General features: G+C 55.9%; 6 protein-coding genes. All 6 read left to right on the top strand.

Translation table 11 applies throughout. The features are described 5' to 3' along the window. Positions 1 to 5 precede the first annotated feature (5 nt). Entirely contained in the window at positions 6 to 1694 is a 1689-nt protein-coding gene (locus GSQ62_RS05705) for a RagB/SusD family nutrient uptake outer membrane protein (RefSeq protein ID WP_161888619.1), read from the top strand. Between the two features lie 213 nt (positions 1695 to 1907). Continuing rightward, positions 1908 to 5303: a VCBS repeat-containing protein gene (locus GSQ62_RS05700; protein WP_161888618.1), complete on the top strand. Its 3396-nt coding sequence runs from the start codon at positions 1908 to 1910 to the stop codon at positions 5301 to 5303. A 965-nt stretch (positions 5304 to 6268) separates the two neighbouring features. Next, on the top strand, positions 6269 to 9361 hold the full coding sequence (locus GSQ62_RS05695; RefSeq protein WP_161888617.1) for a SusC/RagA family TonB-linked outer membrane protein: 3093 nt from the start codon (positions 6269 to 6271) through the stop codon (positions 9359 to 9361). A 22-nt stretch (positions 9362 to 9383) separates the two neighbouring features. Then, the gene (locus tag GSQ62_RS05690; RefSeq protein WP_161888616.1) at positions 9384 to 10964 is read left to right on the top strand and encodes a RagB/SusD family nutrient uptake outer membrane protein; all 1581 of its coding nucleotides are present in this window, start codon (positions 9384 to 9386) and stop codon (positions 10962 to 10964) included. Between the two features lie 273 nt (positions 10965 to 11237). Continuing rightward, on the top strand, positions 11238 to 13712 hold the full coding sequence (locus GSQ62_RS05685) for a glycoside hydrolase family 95 protein (protein WP_161888615.1): 2475 nt from the start codon (positions 11238 to 11240) through the stop codon (positions 13710 to 13712). Positions 13713 to 14055: 343 nt separating this feature from the next. Continuing rightward, the gene (locus GSQ62_RS05680; RefSeq protein ID WP_161888614.1) at positions 14056 to 15468 is read left to right on the top strand and encodes an alkaline phosphatase PhoX; all 1413 of its coding nucleotides are present in this window, start codon (positions 14056 to 14058) and stop codon (positions 15466 to 15468) included. Positions 15469 to 15478: the final 10 nt, after the last annotated feature.

Here is a 15478-nt window from a genome sequence, read left to right as displayed (position 1 = left end):
CCTATATGAATAAATATAAATCGCTATTCGCATCGCTGCTCCTGCTGGCTGCGGCGCCTGCCTGTACCGACCTGGAAGAAGAGGCGTTCGATATCCTGCCGGCGGGCAATTATTATCAGGATGAGAACTCCATCGTCGCCGCCGTGACCCGCCCCTACGAGCACGCCCACTGGAATGGCTGGGATGGCGACCGCTGGCTGCTAACGGAGTTGACTGCCGATCAGTTTGTATGGGCGCAGAAGGGCCGGCACGGCCAGGACGGCGGTAACTGGGTGCGCCTGCACCGCCACGAGTGGACACCCGACGAAGGCGCTATTTACGGAGGCTGGATAGGACCATACCAGGGCATCGGGCAGGTAAACGTTGTTTCAGAGGACCTGGCTAAGCTGGATTATACGAATTTTGGCCTGACAGAAGCCGACCAAGCCAGCCATATTAATGAGCTACGGGTGCTGCGCGCCTGGTTCTATACCTTCCTGATCGACTATTTCCGTAGCGTACCAATTGTAACCAAGGTTGGTCAGCAAGTGGGAAACTCAACACCTCAGGAGGTGTTTACCTTTATCGAGACTGAATTGAAGGAGGCGCTGCCGAACCTTCCGCAGAACACTGTGCCCGGTCGTTGGGACCAGGGCGGTGCAGCGGCCCTGCTGGTACGCATTTACCTGAACTCTGAGGCTTGGACTGGAACACCGCGCTACGACGATGCTGCAGTTATGGCCCAAAAGATTATTGACGGAGAATATGGTACTTATAGTCTGGATCCTGATTACAGAGGGCCTTTCAGGTCTGGTGTAGACGGTTACCGGTCGCCGGAGAACATCTTCGAGTTTCCACATGCCAGGAACCTCTATGAGTTCGGCTGGATGTATAATGCTATGCAGCACTACCAGGCTAGGTACTCGCTCGATAATAATTACGGCGGCTGGAATGGTATTACCCTGTCTCCGTCGCGCGATCTGGAAGGTAATATTTACGACTATGAGTTAGGCAAGCCGTACGAGCATTATGCCGATGATGACTTACGTAAGCAGCCTTTCCGTACAATTGACGACCCCGAAAAACTGTATGAAGGCTTCTTCCTGATCGGACAGCAATACGGCTTCAACTACGACAAAAAGTACGGCTTTGACAGCACCGTAGTGGTGTTGGGGACAGAAGAGTATATTGGCGATCCATTGTTCTATGTAGACCAGGTAGGCCGTTTCTCTGAGGGCGCCGCTGGTTTGGCCAAGGGCTCTCATGTGGAGACGGGCGAGGAGAACTCCGGTGTCAGGTTGCTGAAGTTTCCATGGCTGCCAGATTCACGGGACCTGTTCATGACAAACTCTGCTCCGGAAATACGCCTGGCCGAAATTTACTATGCCCTGGCCGAGGCTAAATACCGTGCCGGCGACAAGACCGGTGCCGCCGAACTGCTGGATGCCGTGCGTGTGCGTAACTTCCCTGCAGACGAGTGGGCCGAGCACAGCTATGTGCAGAACCCCGGCCTGCTGACTGACGAGGAGTTTGTGGACGAACTGGGCCGCGAGTTCCTGGGAGAGCGCCACCGCAGAACAGACCTGGTACGCTGGGGCATGTTCGGAGACGCCTGGTGGGATAAAGCCGCGGATGCCGCTGACAAAACGGTGTTCCCGATCCCGGCAAGAGCGCTGAACGCCAACCCGCTGCTGAAGCCGAACGGCTACGAATAGCATCCACCGGGGCAGGGGCGCGGCAAATGTTGCTGCAGACTGAGTTCCTGCCTTGCTTCACTTTATATATAAAAAGGGCACCTCCACAGGGTGCCCTTTTTATATATAAGCTACATCCGTCGGGGGAGTTCTCTCTTTTGAATTTTATTAACTAACTTCCTGTCAGGAAATCATTAGAAGCCCCCGCTGCCGGGGCAAGCGTTACCATCCTTTATGAATACACTTTTCCATAAAAAAGTTTTCCTGCTGCTGCCAGCGCTTGCCCTGTTGGGGAGTTGCCAGGAGTCTTCTGAGGTTAAGGATAAGCCCCAAAAACCTGCTTCGCCCGCGCTCTTCACGCGGCTGTCGCCGGAGAAAACCCACGTGACCTTTGCCAACACCCTCACCGAGACGCCCTATACCAACGTGCTGATGTACGAGTACTTCTACAACGGCGGGGGCGTGGCCGTGGGGGACCTGAACAACGATGGGTTGCAGGATATTTATTTTACCGCCAACATGGCCTCCAACGCCCTGTACCTGAACAAGGGCAACATGCAGTTCGAGGATATAACCGAAGCCTCGGGTGCGGCGGGCCGGGGCGGCCCCTGGAAAATGGGCGTGACGATGGCCGACGTGAACGCAGACGGCCTGCTGGACATATACGTGTGCTACTCGGGCAACCTGAAAGCGGAGCGGCTCATCAACCAGCTATATATCAACGAGGGGCCGGATGCGCAGGGCGTCCCGCATTTCACGGACAAGACCAGCGCCTACGGCCTCGACTTCCCTTCCAACAGCACGCAGGGTATCTTCTTCGACCATGACCAGGACAGCGACCTGGACCTGCTGCTGCTCAACCACAACCCGACGCCGCTGCCTCCCGTGGATGCCGTAGCCATCACAGAAATGCTGAAGACCGAGAATCCGCTGTACGGTATCCGGCTGCTGCGGAACGATAGGGGACCTGCCGGGGAACCGCATTTCAAGGACATCACCAAGGAGGCCGGAATCCAGAGCACGCCTTTAACCTACGGCCTCGGCGCGGGCGTATCGGATATAAACAAGGACGGCTGGCCCGATATTTATATATCCAGCGACTACATCGCCCCGGATTACCTATACCTGAACAACGGCGATGGCACCTTCACCGACGAGCTGCAAAGCAGCCTGGGCCATACCGGGCACTTCGGGATGGGCACCGACATAGCCGACATCAACAACGACGGCCTGCCCGACATCCTGGCGCTCGACATGCTGCCCGAAGACAACAGGCGGCAAAAGCTGCTGTTCGCGCCGGACAATTACGAGAAGTTCGACCTGAACGTCAGGAGCGGCCTGTATTACCAGTACATGCGCAACATGCTGCACGTGAACAACGGCAACGGCACCTTCAGCGAAATCGGCCAGCTGGCGGGCATCTCGAACACCGACTGGAGCTGGGCCCCCCTGTTTGCCGACCTGGACAACGACGGCTGGAAAGACCTGTTCGTCACCAACGGCTTCCTGCGCGATTTCTCCAACCAGGATTTCATCAAGTATATGCAGGACTATGTGGGCCGGAAACAGGGCAACCTGCAGGACCGGGACATCCTGGAACTGGTGCATAACATGCCTTCCTCCAACGTGGTGAACTACGTGTTCCGCAACAACGGCGGCCTGACGTTCAGCAAAATGAACGCGGCCTGGGGCATGCAGGAGGCCTCCAACAGCAACGGCGCCGCCTACGCCGACCTCGACAACGACGGCGACCTGGACCTGGTGGTGAACAACATCAACAAACCGGCCTCTATATATCAGAACGAAGCCAACGCGCAATTAAATAACCATTACCTCAACATAAAGCTCAGCGGCGCGGGCGGCAACACCCAGGGGCTGGGCGCGAAGGTATGGCTCTATGCACAGGGCAAGCAGCAATACCTCGAGCAGATGCCAGCGCGCGGCTACCAGTCCAGCGTGGCCCCGGTGCTGCACTTTGGCCTGGGCGGCGAGGCAGCCATCGACTCGCTGCGCATCGTGTGGCCCTCGGGCAGGCAACAGGTGCTGGCAAAGGTGGAGGCTAACCAACTGCTCACGCTGGAGGAGAAAAATGCCGCCGCAGCGTACGAGGCCCCTGACCGGGGTACACCGCTGTTTACGGCGGTCGCATCCCCCATCAAATATCAGCACCCCAAAAACAGCATCAACGACTTTAAGCGGCAGCCCCTGATGGTGAACCCGATGTCCTTTTCCGGTCCGGTCATCTCGAAGGGGGATATAAACGGCGATGGCCTGGAGGATGTGTATGTGGGCGGGGGAAGCGGCGAGCCGGGCGCTATCTATATGCAACAGCAGAATGGGAAGTTCACACGGAAGCCGCAGCCTGCCTTTGAGAGCGGTGCGAAAAGTGAAGAGACGGATGCCGCTTTTTTTGATGCCAACGGCGACGGCCTCACAGATTTATATATAGCCAGCGGCGGCTACCACAACTACTCGCCCACCGACCCGCTGCTGCAGGACAGACTCTATATGGGCGATGGGAAAGGCGGCTTTGCCAGGGCAGAAAACGCGCTGCCGGAAATGCGGACGAGCAAAAGCTGCGTGCGCGTGGCCGATATAAACGGGGATGGCGCGTCGGATTTGTTTGTAGGCGGAAGGGTCGTGCCCGGCCGTTACCCCGAGGCGCCCCGCAGTTACCTGCTGCTGAACGATGGCAAAGGCAGGTTCAAGGATGCCACTGCCTCCCTGGCGCCGGAGCTGCAGCAACCGGGCATGGTGACCGACGCCGCCTGGCTCGACCTGAACGGAGACAGCAAGGAAGAATTGGTGGTGGTGGGGGAGTGGATGCCGGTGACGGTGTTCGCGAGCGTGAACGGTAAATATCAGAACAAAACCAAAGATTACTTCGACAGGGCCTACAGCGGTTGGTGGAACAAACTGCAGGTGGCGGACTTTAACGGCGACGGCAGGCAGGATTTGGTGGTGGGCAACCAGGGAACCAACACCCAGTGCCGGGCGAGCGACAAGGAACCGGCGGAACTGTATTATAAGGATTTTGACGAGAATGGGGCTGTAGATCCCATCCTCTGCTTTTATACCCAGGGCAAGAGCTACCCCTATGTAACGCGCGACGAGTTGCTGGAGCAGATAAGCGTGATGCGCACCCGCTTCCCGGATTACAAGAGCTACGCCGACGCCACCCTCACCGATATTTTCTCTCCGGAGGAACTGAAAGACGCTGGCCACCTGCAGGCAAACTACCTGAAAACCGCCTACTTCGAGCGCGGAAGCGACGGCAAATTCAAGGAAAAGCCGCTCCCCATCCAGGCGCAGTACGCCCCGGTGTTCACCATCACCCCGCTGGACTACGACGCTGACGGCAAGCAGGACCTGCTGCTGTGCGGCAACGTGAACCAGGCGCGCCTGCGCTTCGGCAAGAGCGACGCCAACTACGGCGTGCTGCTGAAAGGCGACGGCAAGGGAGGGTTTGTCTATATACCACAGCACGAGAGCGGTTTTGAGCTGTGGGGCGACGTGCGGAGCGTGGTGGCCATCAACAACACGCTGCTTTTCGGGATAAACCAGCAGGAGTTGAAGGCTTACAAGGCACCGGCGCCCAAAACCGCACTGGCGGCCACAGCCCGCCCATAGATTAATGTGCGGGCTGTGGCCCGGTGCTCGTGCGACTGTTGCCGGAGAAGACTATATCAGGACTTACGCAAAAGGTATAGGCAGTCCCAAAAATTCCCCCTTTGAAGGGGGGCAAAAATTGAATTGCGTAAGTCCTGTATATATAGCCCAGGCACATTTAGAAAGAGATTTACCTGTTGTCCTTCTTTTCTCACCTGCTGTTCTGTTTATATATAACTTTATATATAAAGTAAGTTACTATATATGAAACGGGTTACTCTTGATGACTTAAACCCTACCCCTCACTTTTCATGTGCCTCTACTCCCAATGGCTGTTTTCTGCAAGAGTAGCATATTGTCCACACAGGACACTGAGTGTACAGGTGGAAGCCCTTCGTGCTCTAGTGGGGAACAAATCTAAACTGACCATAATGCTCTGAGGTCCATTTACTGCATATAAGCGTGCTACATTATTTGCAAAGTAAATTCCATTACCCTATTGTGCTGGCAGCCGGGTGGAATACAGTCTGCTTACTGCACATATACCGGGTAACAAAGCCCTGAAAAGCTGATTTCTATAGGAATAACTTTGTTTTTTAGTTTTCGTTTTTTAGTTTAATACATAGGAAAATAAAAAAGTACAAAAGTGTAGAAGCTTTACAAGCTATGTTGAAACACCGTACTTAGCAGACACGAACAAAAGCACCCCACAACACACACCTCCTACAGGCGTGGGCCCAGCCACTTGGGTTGATAAATGACTGAGACCGGGATTAGCACAGGCTATATTCCTTCCATGGCACCTGCAAAGCAGAGAATGCTTCACCAAAAAATCGAGGCATATGTAACTGCTATTAATTTTTGGACACAATCATTCACTATATCTAAGCTATAATCCTATGGAACAAGAAATTACAGGTTTGTTAAATGGCAGCTTTGTAAAACGTAAGGGGCGGATGTGCTGTACCGGTCTCTTCTGTTTTACAATGTGCGCGGGTTTGGCCGCCACACCGGGCCATGCAGCTGAGAAGTTTCAGCTGAACACACACATTTCGGCGCTTGCCAATGACAACGCAAGCGCATCATCGGTTCTCTCTGCATATCAGATACAGGTGACAGGCACCGTGGTAGGTGAAAACGGTACTCCGCTGCCGGGCGTGACAGTCGTGGTGAAGGGCACCACTATCGGCACCTCCACCACCGCAGACGGCACCTACAGCCTCGCCGTCCCGGATGAGCACACCAACGGCACGCTGGTTTTCTCCTATATTGGATTCGCCACTCAGGAGATACCGATTGCCAACCAGTCTGTGATAAATGTGACTATGGCCACCGACGCTGAGGCGCTGGAAGAAGTGGTGGTAGTGGGCTACGGTACCCAGAAAAAGTCTGATGTGACGGGGTCCGTGGGCGTGGTAAACTCGGAGGAACTCCTCAGAGCGCCGGTGAATAATGCGCTTCAGGGCCTGCAGGGGAGAGTGGCTGGCGTTAACGTGAAACTGAACTCCGGCTCACCGACCAGCAGCCCCCGTGTCATCATCCGCGGCGTCGGAACCATCAATGCCTCCTCAGGCCCACTATATGTGGTGGATGGGGTGGTGATGGAAGATATCCAGTTCCTGAACCCGAATGATATTGAAAGTATCGAGGTGCTGAAAGACGCCTCTTCCACAGCCATATATGGTGCGCGCGGAGCCAACGGGGTTATCCTTGTCTCTACCAGGAGGGGCGCTCTGGTGGAAGGCCTTACCGTAGGGTATGACGGCTGGCTGAGCGTAGGGCATATGCGCAAGAAAATGGATCTGCTGAACGCCGAAGAGTGGCTGCAGGTGGTGGAAACAGGCATGGCGAACACCCCTAAGTACAGGCCGGACGCAAATCCTGTCTTCACTACAGACGACCCGCGGCTGTTCGACGCAAACGGCAACCCGCTGTATGACACAGACTGGCAGGATGAGGCAACGCGCACGGCCCTGTCGCACAACCACCAGATATCCGTGCAGTCAAAGTCAGAGAAGTCGTCTTTCGGAACCTTCTTCAACTATGCCAGGCTGGAGGGCATCATGCTCAACAGCTGGCTGGAGAGGGTGAATGGCAAAATAGCCTTTGATGCCAATCCGAAGAAGTGGTTTTCGGTGGGCACAAACCTTCTGGTGAACTATACCACCGAGAACGAGGCGGAAGAAGGGGGCGGGCACCAGATGCCGCGCCGCACCATGATCGAGATGCCGCCTATCTTCCCGGTTCAGTTTCCGGATGGCACCTGGAGCAACAGCAGCATGGTGAGCGACGCCTATAACCTGGAGGGGATGGCCAACCCGGTGCATGTGCTGGAAACGCAGGACCGTCTGCGCGAGCGCACGCAGCTTTTTGGGAACGTTTACATGACGTTTCACCTGTTGCCTGGCCTGGACCTGCGCACCCAGTTCGGCTTCGACAGGCACGACAGAAACTTCCAGGAGTATTACCCCACTGACCTGATCAACATCTCCTCCCCACTGGGCAGGGCCTACGTGCAGGATCAGAAAGTCAATTACTGGCAGGAGGAAACGTACCTGTCTTATAATAAGGACATTGGAAAACACAGCATAAACTCCGTGCTGGGGCTGAGCTGGCAGGAGCGCACCTTCGAGGCGAACTGGGTGGAGGCCCGGGGCTTCTCAGACGATTTCTTCCGGTTTAACCGGCTCCAGGCGGCCAGCCAGCCGGGCGCGCCGCAGTCTGATTACGAAAAGTGGGCGATGAACTCTTACTTCCTGCGGGGCAGCTACGCGTACGACCAGAAGTACCTGCTGACCCTGACCGGCAGGGTGGACGGCTCCTCCCGCTTCGGAAAGGATAACAAGTACGGCTATTTTCCCTCCATTGGTCTCGGATGGGTAGTATCGAATGAGCCGTTTCTGCAGAACGTGGACCAGCTGAACCAACTGAAGTTCAGGACAAGCTTTGGTTTAACTGGTAACACCGAAATCGGAACATACCTCTCGCTGGCGACGGTAGAATCTGGTACGGTGCTGATTGGCGGGGAGCGTGCCCCCGAGAGCTACCTGAGCAGGCTGCCGAACCCCGAGCTGCAATGGGAAAAGACAAAGCAGTTTGACATCGGCTTCGACAGCAGGATGTTCAATAACCGCGTGCAGTTAGAGTTCGACTATTACTACAGGCTTACCACCGACCTGCTGCTCGCCAGACCAGTGCCACATACCACAGGCTATACTTCTGTCTTTGACAACATCGGATCTGTGTCTAACAAGGGGGTAGAGATGTTGCTGACCACCACCAACATCCAGACCAACGACTTCAACTGGGAGACTACACTCAACCTGAACTATAACAAGAACAAGGTAGAGGAGTTGGGCGAGAACGATGAGGACATCGAGCCGGGTCCCTACTGGGTATCCGGAAGCCAGACCATCCTGCGCGTGGGCGAGTCATTGAGCTCTTTCTGGGGCTATGAGCGCCTGGGCATCTGGGGAACAGACGAGGCGGAGGCCGCTGCCGAAGTGGGCGCCGTGCCGGGAGAGGCCAAGCGGTCCGCAGAGAGACAGATTCTGGGCAAAGGCCTGCCGGACTGGACCGGAAGCTTCATCAACAACTTTACCTACAGGAACTTTGATTTCACCGTCGACCTCCAGTTTGTATACGGGGTAGATATTCTGCAGCAGTTCTACCACTCCACCGAGGACAGGTCCGGTATCGCGAACGGCCTGCGCACCATCCTGACCGAGGGCTGGACACCGGAAAACCAGAACACCATGGTGCAGGAGATCAGGAACCAGGCCTACGCAGGCCAGAACAGCGAGGTGGACAGCCGCTGGGTAGCGAACGGGTCCTACCTGCGCGGCAACCTGATCTCGCTAGGGTATAACTTCGACAACACCTTCCTGCCAGACCTGAACCTGAAAGCACTGAGGGTATATGCCAGTGTGCAGAATGCCTTTGTGGTTCATTCCGACGAATTCCAGGGGTATGACCCGGAGGCGACCTCCTGGGGCGGCAACCAGTGGGGACAGAATATTTTCTTCTTCCAGTATCCCAAGCCCCGCACCTATACGTTAGGGCTCAGTGTTAAATTCTAATTCACGGATAGACGCAAAAGACATGAAAAAGATAAATGCAATTATACTACTGGCCGGTCTGCTGTGCTTCGCTTCCTGCAAGGATTTCCTGGAAGAGGAACCAAAGGACGAACTGGCCGCCAGCCAGAACTTCACGCAGCCGGCGCATGCCTATAACGCCGTTAACTCCCTCTACAGGACGGGCGCGCCGCAGATGTTTGACGGTGGCGTGTACAACGGCGCCGAGGCGATGCTGGGCAACTACATGTCCGGCTTCTTCGACAATGAGTACAAAGGCCAGGAGGTGCATGTGCAGCACGCCCAGCAGCTCACCCTGAACGGGAACAACCTGAACGGCTATCTAGGAAGCATCTGGGACGACATGTACCGGGGCATATCCCGGGCAAATAATGCCATCAAGTATATACCCACCACTCCGGGGCTGACGGAGGAAGAGAGCAGGCGGCTCACAGCGGAGGCCAGGTTCTTCCGGGCATACGCCTACTTTAACCTTGTCAGGATGTTTGGAGAGGTTCCTTTGGTGACGGAGCCCTACGAATCGCTTGAAGGCCTCTACGTCGAGAGGAATTCTATCAAGGAGGTATATAACCTGATAGAAGAGGACCTGCTGTACGCCGTGAACGAGGGCGGCCTGCCGGAAATCTCCATGGCCAACAACGGGGGCCGGGTAACGGAGGGGGCGGCAGCCACCCTGCTGGCGGATGTTTACCTTACCATGAGCGGGTTCCCGCTGCAGGAAGACCGGTATGCGGATGCGGCCGCTATGGCAACGAGCGTCATCAACAGCGGTACCTACAGCCTGACGCAGCACGACAGGAATGGAAGCGAGGTGACGAACAGCGCCTATAACAAACTCCGGTTGGGGGATGCATCCCCCAATGAGTATGTCTTCTACCACGAGTACGCCATCAACATTGCCGGCAACAACTACCCGCAGTGGACCTACCCGGTATCGATGGCGCAATATGTGGCTTACGCCATCACGAACAACGCCTACGAGCCAGTTGACGAGTTCCTGTGGGGCTATGACCCGGAGCAGGATCTGAGAATACAGGAGAAGCAGTATTTTCATTCTTCTCTGACATTGGATAACGGCGAAGTGAAAACTTTCGAGACGGCGCCCTATATGTGGCACGATGACCAGGCCGTGTTCGAAACCGCCAGTTCCGGGAAGGATGCGGTAGCCTACAGTTACTCCGATGTGCTGCTGATAGCCGCCGAAGCGATAGCCCGCTCCCAGGGTGTCACGGCCGAGGCGGTGGATTACCTGACCGAGGTAAGAAGCAGGGCCTACTGGAAAATGACTCCTGCTCAAATCGAAGCCGAGCTTAGCGGCCTCTCTGAGGACGAGTTTGTGGAGGAAGTCTGGGGGGAGAGCTTCCGGGAGCTCGTGTTTGAGTTTCAGCTGTGGCAGGATATCGTCCGGACCCGGAAATTTCCGGTGACGTCGCAGACCAACCGGGGAGAAATAAATTTTGTTGATGTGGTGGGGTATGAGAATTATTGGGGCAAGCGGTTTGGAGAGCAGCACCTGCTCTTCCCGATCCCCGAATCGGAGCTGCAACGAAACCCAAGCCTCGGGGGGCAGAACCCAGGGTATTAAAAAAAGATGTAAAGTAGAATGAGGCACCTGGCGAGCATATAGCCAGGTGCTTTTGCTTTTACATATAGGTTGTGGCGGGTACAGAACTGCCATGGCAATGGAGCTTGTATAGGGCAATCGCTTCACGGGGATGCTGGTGCCTGTTCGGGTAAACGGTAATATCCCTTACTTGCTGGGTAAGGGAAATAGCGTTAAATTACCTCAGAAACCTTTTCTTTGGAGGGAGCACTTCTCATCACAAAACCATATACCGCTCCCGGTAAAACTAACAATATGAGGAACACATGTACGAAGGCGCTGCTTCGGCCAGCCTTTTTCCTGCTGGTATGGCTGCTGCACTCTTCTTTCCAGCGCTCCGGCCCCGGCGATATGACCCTGTGGTACGACGAGCCAGCCTCTAACTGGAACGAGGCGCTGCCCATCGGCAACGGCAGAATCGGCGCGATGATTTTCGGGAACCCGCAGCAGGAAAAGCTGCAACTGAACGAAGAGACGGTGTGGGCCGGAGGGCCGAACAACAACGTGAAACCCGATGCGCGGGAGGTGATAGACAAACTCCGGGCGTTGCTCTTTGCCGGGAAGTACAAGGAGGCGCAGGAGCTGGCGGATAAGGAAATGGGCCCTCACGGCAACAGCGGCATGCCCTACCAATTGGTAGGCGACCTGCTGCTGGATTTCCCCGCGCATCAGAATTTCAAAAACTACTACCGCGACCTGGACATCGCTAAAGCCGTGGCCACCGTTACCTACGAGGCGGATGGCGTGACGTACAAGCGCGAGATGTTCACCTCCTTTCCGGACCAGGTGCTGATTGTGCGCCTGACAGCCGACAAACCAGGCAAAATCTCGTTCGATGCCAGCTTTGATAGCCCGATGCAGCACGAGTTATATATGGAGGACGGGAAACTGGTGCTTTCCGGAAACTCAGGTGACCATGAAAACCAGAAAGGGCGCGTGAAGTTTCAGGCACACCTCAAGGCCACAACGGATGGCGGCAAGGTGACAACAGCGGACAACAAGGTGAAGGTCAGCAAGGCCAACAGCGCCACGCTTTACCTCTCAATGGCCTCTAATTTCAAGAACTACAAAGACCTGAGCGGGGATGCGAACAAAAAAGCAGCAGCCTCTATAGCGCAAGCGGTCAGAAAAAACTATGCCGCCGCTCTGAAGGCGCACATAGCCGCCTACCGCGAATACTTCGACCGGGTGAGCCTGGATTTGGGCGTGACAGACGCCGCAAAGAAAACAACCGACACCCGGATCCGGGAGTTCAGCAAAGCCGATGATCCGCAGCTGGCGGCCCTGTATTTCCAGTTCGGGCGCTACCTGCTCATCTCTTCTTCCCAGCCGGGCACGCAACCCGCCAACCTGCAGGGCATCTGGAACGACCACGTGTCGCCACCGTGGGACAGCAAGTACACCATCAACATCAACACCGAGATGAATTACTGGCCGGCGGAAGTCACCAATCTGTCGGAGTTGCACGGCCCCCTTTTTGATATGCTGAAAGACCTGTCGGTGACGGGCCGGGAGAGCGCCAGCCGGATATATGGCGCCAAAGGCTGGATGCTACACCATAACACCGATATATGGCGGATTACGGGCCAGGTAGACCCGGCCTACTACGGCTTGTGGCCCATGGGCGGCGCCTGGCTGAGCCAGCATATATGGAAGCACTACCTTTACACCGGAGACAAGGAGTTTCTAAAGGAATACTATCCGGTGCTGAAAGGCGCGGCGGAGTATTTCACGGATGTACTGCAGGAGGAGCCAACGAATCACTGGCTGGTAGTGGCACCGTCCATTTCTCCCGAAAACGGCTACGACCCGGAGAAGAAGATATCCATCACGGCAGGGGCTACCATGGATAACCAACTGATCTTCGACCTGTTCAACAAAACCATCAACGCGGCGCAGGTTCTGAATACCGACAAGGCCTTCCAGGAGGAACTGAGGAAAAAACTCGCCCGTATTCCGCCGATGCAGGTGGGCCAGCACGGGCAACTGCAGGAGTGGCTGCACGACTGGGACGACCCCAACGACAAGCACCGGCACGTGTCGCACCTTTACGGCCTGTACCCCAGCAACCAGATATCGCCTTACCGCACGCCCAAGCTGTTCGAGGCCGCCCGTACCTCGCTCATCCACCGCGGCGACCCGTCCACGGGCTGGTCGATGGGCTGGAAAGTGAACCTGTGGGCGCGCCTGCTGGACGGCAACCATGCCTACAAACTGCTGACAAACCAGCTGCAACTGGTAACCGAACGCGCTGGCGCTGGCGGCACCTACCCGAACATGCTGGACGCGCACCCGCCTTTCCAGATAGACGGAAACTTCGGCTGCACGGCTGGCATTGCCGAAATGCTCGTGCAGAGCCACGACGGCGCGCTGCATGTGCTGCCCGCCTTGCCGGATAACTGGCCTGACGGCAGTGTGAAAGGGCTCTGGGCGAGGGGAGGATATGAGGTGGATATTTCGTGGAAAAACGGGAAGATAGACAAGCTGACTGTCACATCAGAACTCGGCGGCAACTGCCGCCTCCGGGTATATAGCCCTATCAAGAGCGACGGCCCGTTGAAGTTGGTGAAGGCAAGCGGCAAAAATCCCAACCCGTTTTACGAGGTGCCGGACGTGAAAGAGCCGCTCGTGTCGCCAAAGGCAGACCTGGATGGCATAGAACTGAAGGAGACCTACCTCTATGATTTCCCGACAGAGGCAGGCAAAACATATGCCTTCAGCCTGCAGTAGGCGGGGCTTTTAGAATTGTGCATGAAGCTTGCTGGAATTCACGGGGTGCAAAGCGCGTGACATGAAGGAGTATTATATATGACCCTAAGTTTTAACAGCAGGTTTGCCGCATCCTAAAGGCAAGGCACTGTTAAATAATGGGTGGGAATGTTACGTTTAAAAAACCATCTACATATAAAATGCTCTGTCAAAGCCATATATAAACAAAGCGCAGAACCCTGGCTATATATAGATGTACCTTTTTTCATTTATAATGCCGATATTAGGTTTCATTAATTTAAAAGCCTTTCACTTTTCAATTAAAGGCCTGTTGGCATCGCATTATATATAAACCAGGATAATCATGAACAAGGAGCAGAGCAACTCGAGACGCGACTTTTTGAAAATGGCCGGGATGGCCTCCATCGGATTTATGGGGCTGCAATACTTTGTGAACACGCCCGCTGCGGCCTCCTCCAGCGCCCGCAACAGTTACAATGTCGGCTACGGCCCGCTGCTCCCTGACCCGAAGGGTATTCTGAACCTCCCCAAGGGATTCTCCTACAAGATTATCTCCCGCACCGGAGACCCTATGAGCGATGGCCTGTTTGTGCCCGGCGCGCCGGACGGCATGGCGACTTTCCAGGGGCCGAAGGGGAGGGTCATACTGGTGCGGAACCATGAGTTGCAGAGCAACAGCCTGTCCGGAAGTCCGTTTGGGGCGCAGAACGAACTCCTGTCGAAAGTAGACAAAGACAAATTCTATGATTTCGGTAAGGGCGTGACACCCGAACTGGGCGGCACCACCACGGTGGTATATAACCCCGCCACCGGCGAGGTCGAGAAGCAGTTCCTGAGCCTGGTGGGCACCACCCGCAACTGTGCCGGCGGGCTCACCCCCTGGAACACCTGGATTACCTGCGAGGAGTCTGTGCTGAAGCCGGGCGAGGCGAACTCCTGCGAGAAAGAACACGGCTACAATTTTGAGGTTCCGGCCCGCACGAAGGTGAAACTTACCAAGGCAGAGCCCATCAAGGCCATGGGCAGGATGAACCACGAAGCCGTTTCGGTGGACCCGCGCACAGGCATCGTGTATATGACTGAGGATACCGGCGACAGCCTGATTTACCGCTTCATCCCGAAAAAGAACGGCAAGCTGCTGAAAGGGGGCAGGCTGCAGGCGCTGGCCATACGGGAGCAGAAAAGCTATGACACCCGCAACTGGGCAGACCTTACCACGCCGGAGTTTCCGGTGGGGCAGCCCTTCGAGGTGGAGTGGATAGACATCGATAACGTGGAATCGCCGGAGAACGACCTGCGGCTGCAGGGCTTCGACAAAGGGGCCGCCCGCTTTGCGCGCGGCGAGGGCATGTGGTTCGGGAACAACGAGGTCTTTTTTGCCTGCACAAACGGCGGCAAGACCATGCACGGCCAGGTGTTCCGGTACGTGCCGAGCCCCTATGAGGGAAAAGCAGAGGAAAAGAGCCAGCCCGGAAAGCTGGAGCTTTTCGTGGAGCCGAATGACTCGACCATCGCCAATGCCTGCGACAACATGACCGTGTCGCAGTGGGGCGACTTAGTGCTGTGCGAAGACAATCCGGCCCCCTATGTGGTGGGCATCACCCCAAAGGGAGAGTTCTACAAACTGGCGCAAAACGTGGGCTTCAAGAGCGAGTTTGCCGGAGGCGTGTTCTCGCCGTCTGGCGACACCTACTTCGTCAACCTGCAGGGCGCGGGTATAACCGTAGCCGTCACCGGCCCCTGGCGCAAGGCGTAGGCTATATATG

It is taken from the genome of Pontibacter russatus, assembly GCF_009931655.1.
Classification (GTDB): Bacteria; Bacteroidota; Bacteroidia; order Cytophagales; family Hymenobacteraceae; genus Pontibacter; species Pontibacter russatus.
The sequence above is the reverse complement of the archived record's forward strand: the minus strand, read 5'-3'. Positions and strand labels throughout refer to the sequence as shown.

What these genes read in the sequence shown, in the direction of transcription:
- GSQ62_RS05705 (WP_161888619.1), top strand. Translation starts at nt 6, where the DNA reads ATGAATAAATATAAATCGCTATTCGCATCGCTGCTCCTGCTGGCTGCG.
- GSQ62_RS05700 (WP_161888618.1), top strand. Translation starts at nt 1,908, where the DNA reads ATGAATACACTTTTCCATAAAAAAGTTTTCCTGCTGCTGCCAGCGCTT.
- GSQ62_RS05695 (WP_161888617.1), top strand. Translation starts at nt 6,269, where the DNA reads ATGTGCGCGGGTTTGGCCGCCACACCGGGCCATGCAGCTGAGAAGTTT.
- GSQ62_RS05690 (WP_161888616.1), top strand. Translation starts at nt 9,384, where the DNA reads ATGAAAAAGATAAATGCAATTATACTACTGGCCGGTCTGCTGTGCTTC.
- GSQ62_RS05685 (WP_161888615.1), top strand. Translation starts at nt 11,238, where the DNA reads ATGAGGAACACATGTACGAAGGCGCTGCTTCGGCCAGCCTTTTTCCTG.
- GSQ62_RS05680 (WP_161888614.1), top strand. Translation starts at nt 14,056, where the DNA reads ATGAACAAGGAGCAGAGCAACTCGAGACGCGACTTTTTGAAAATGGCC.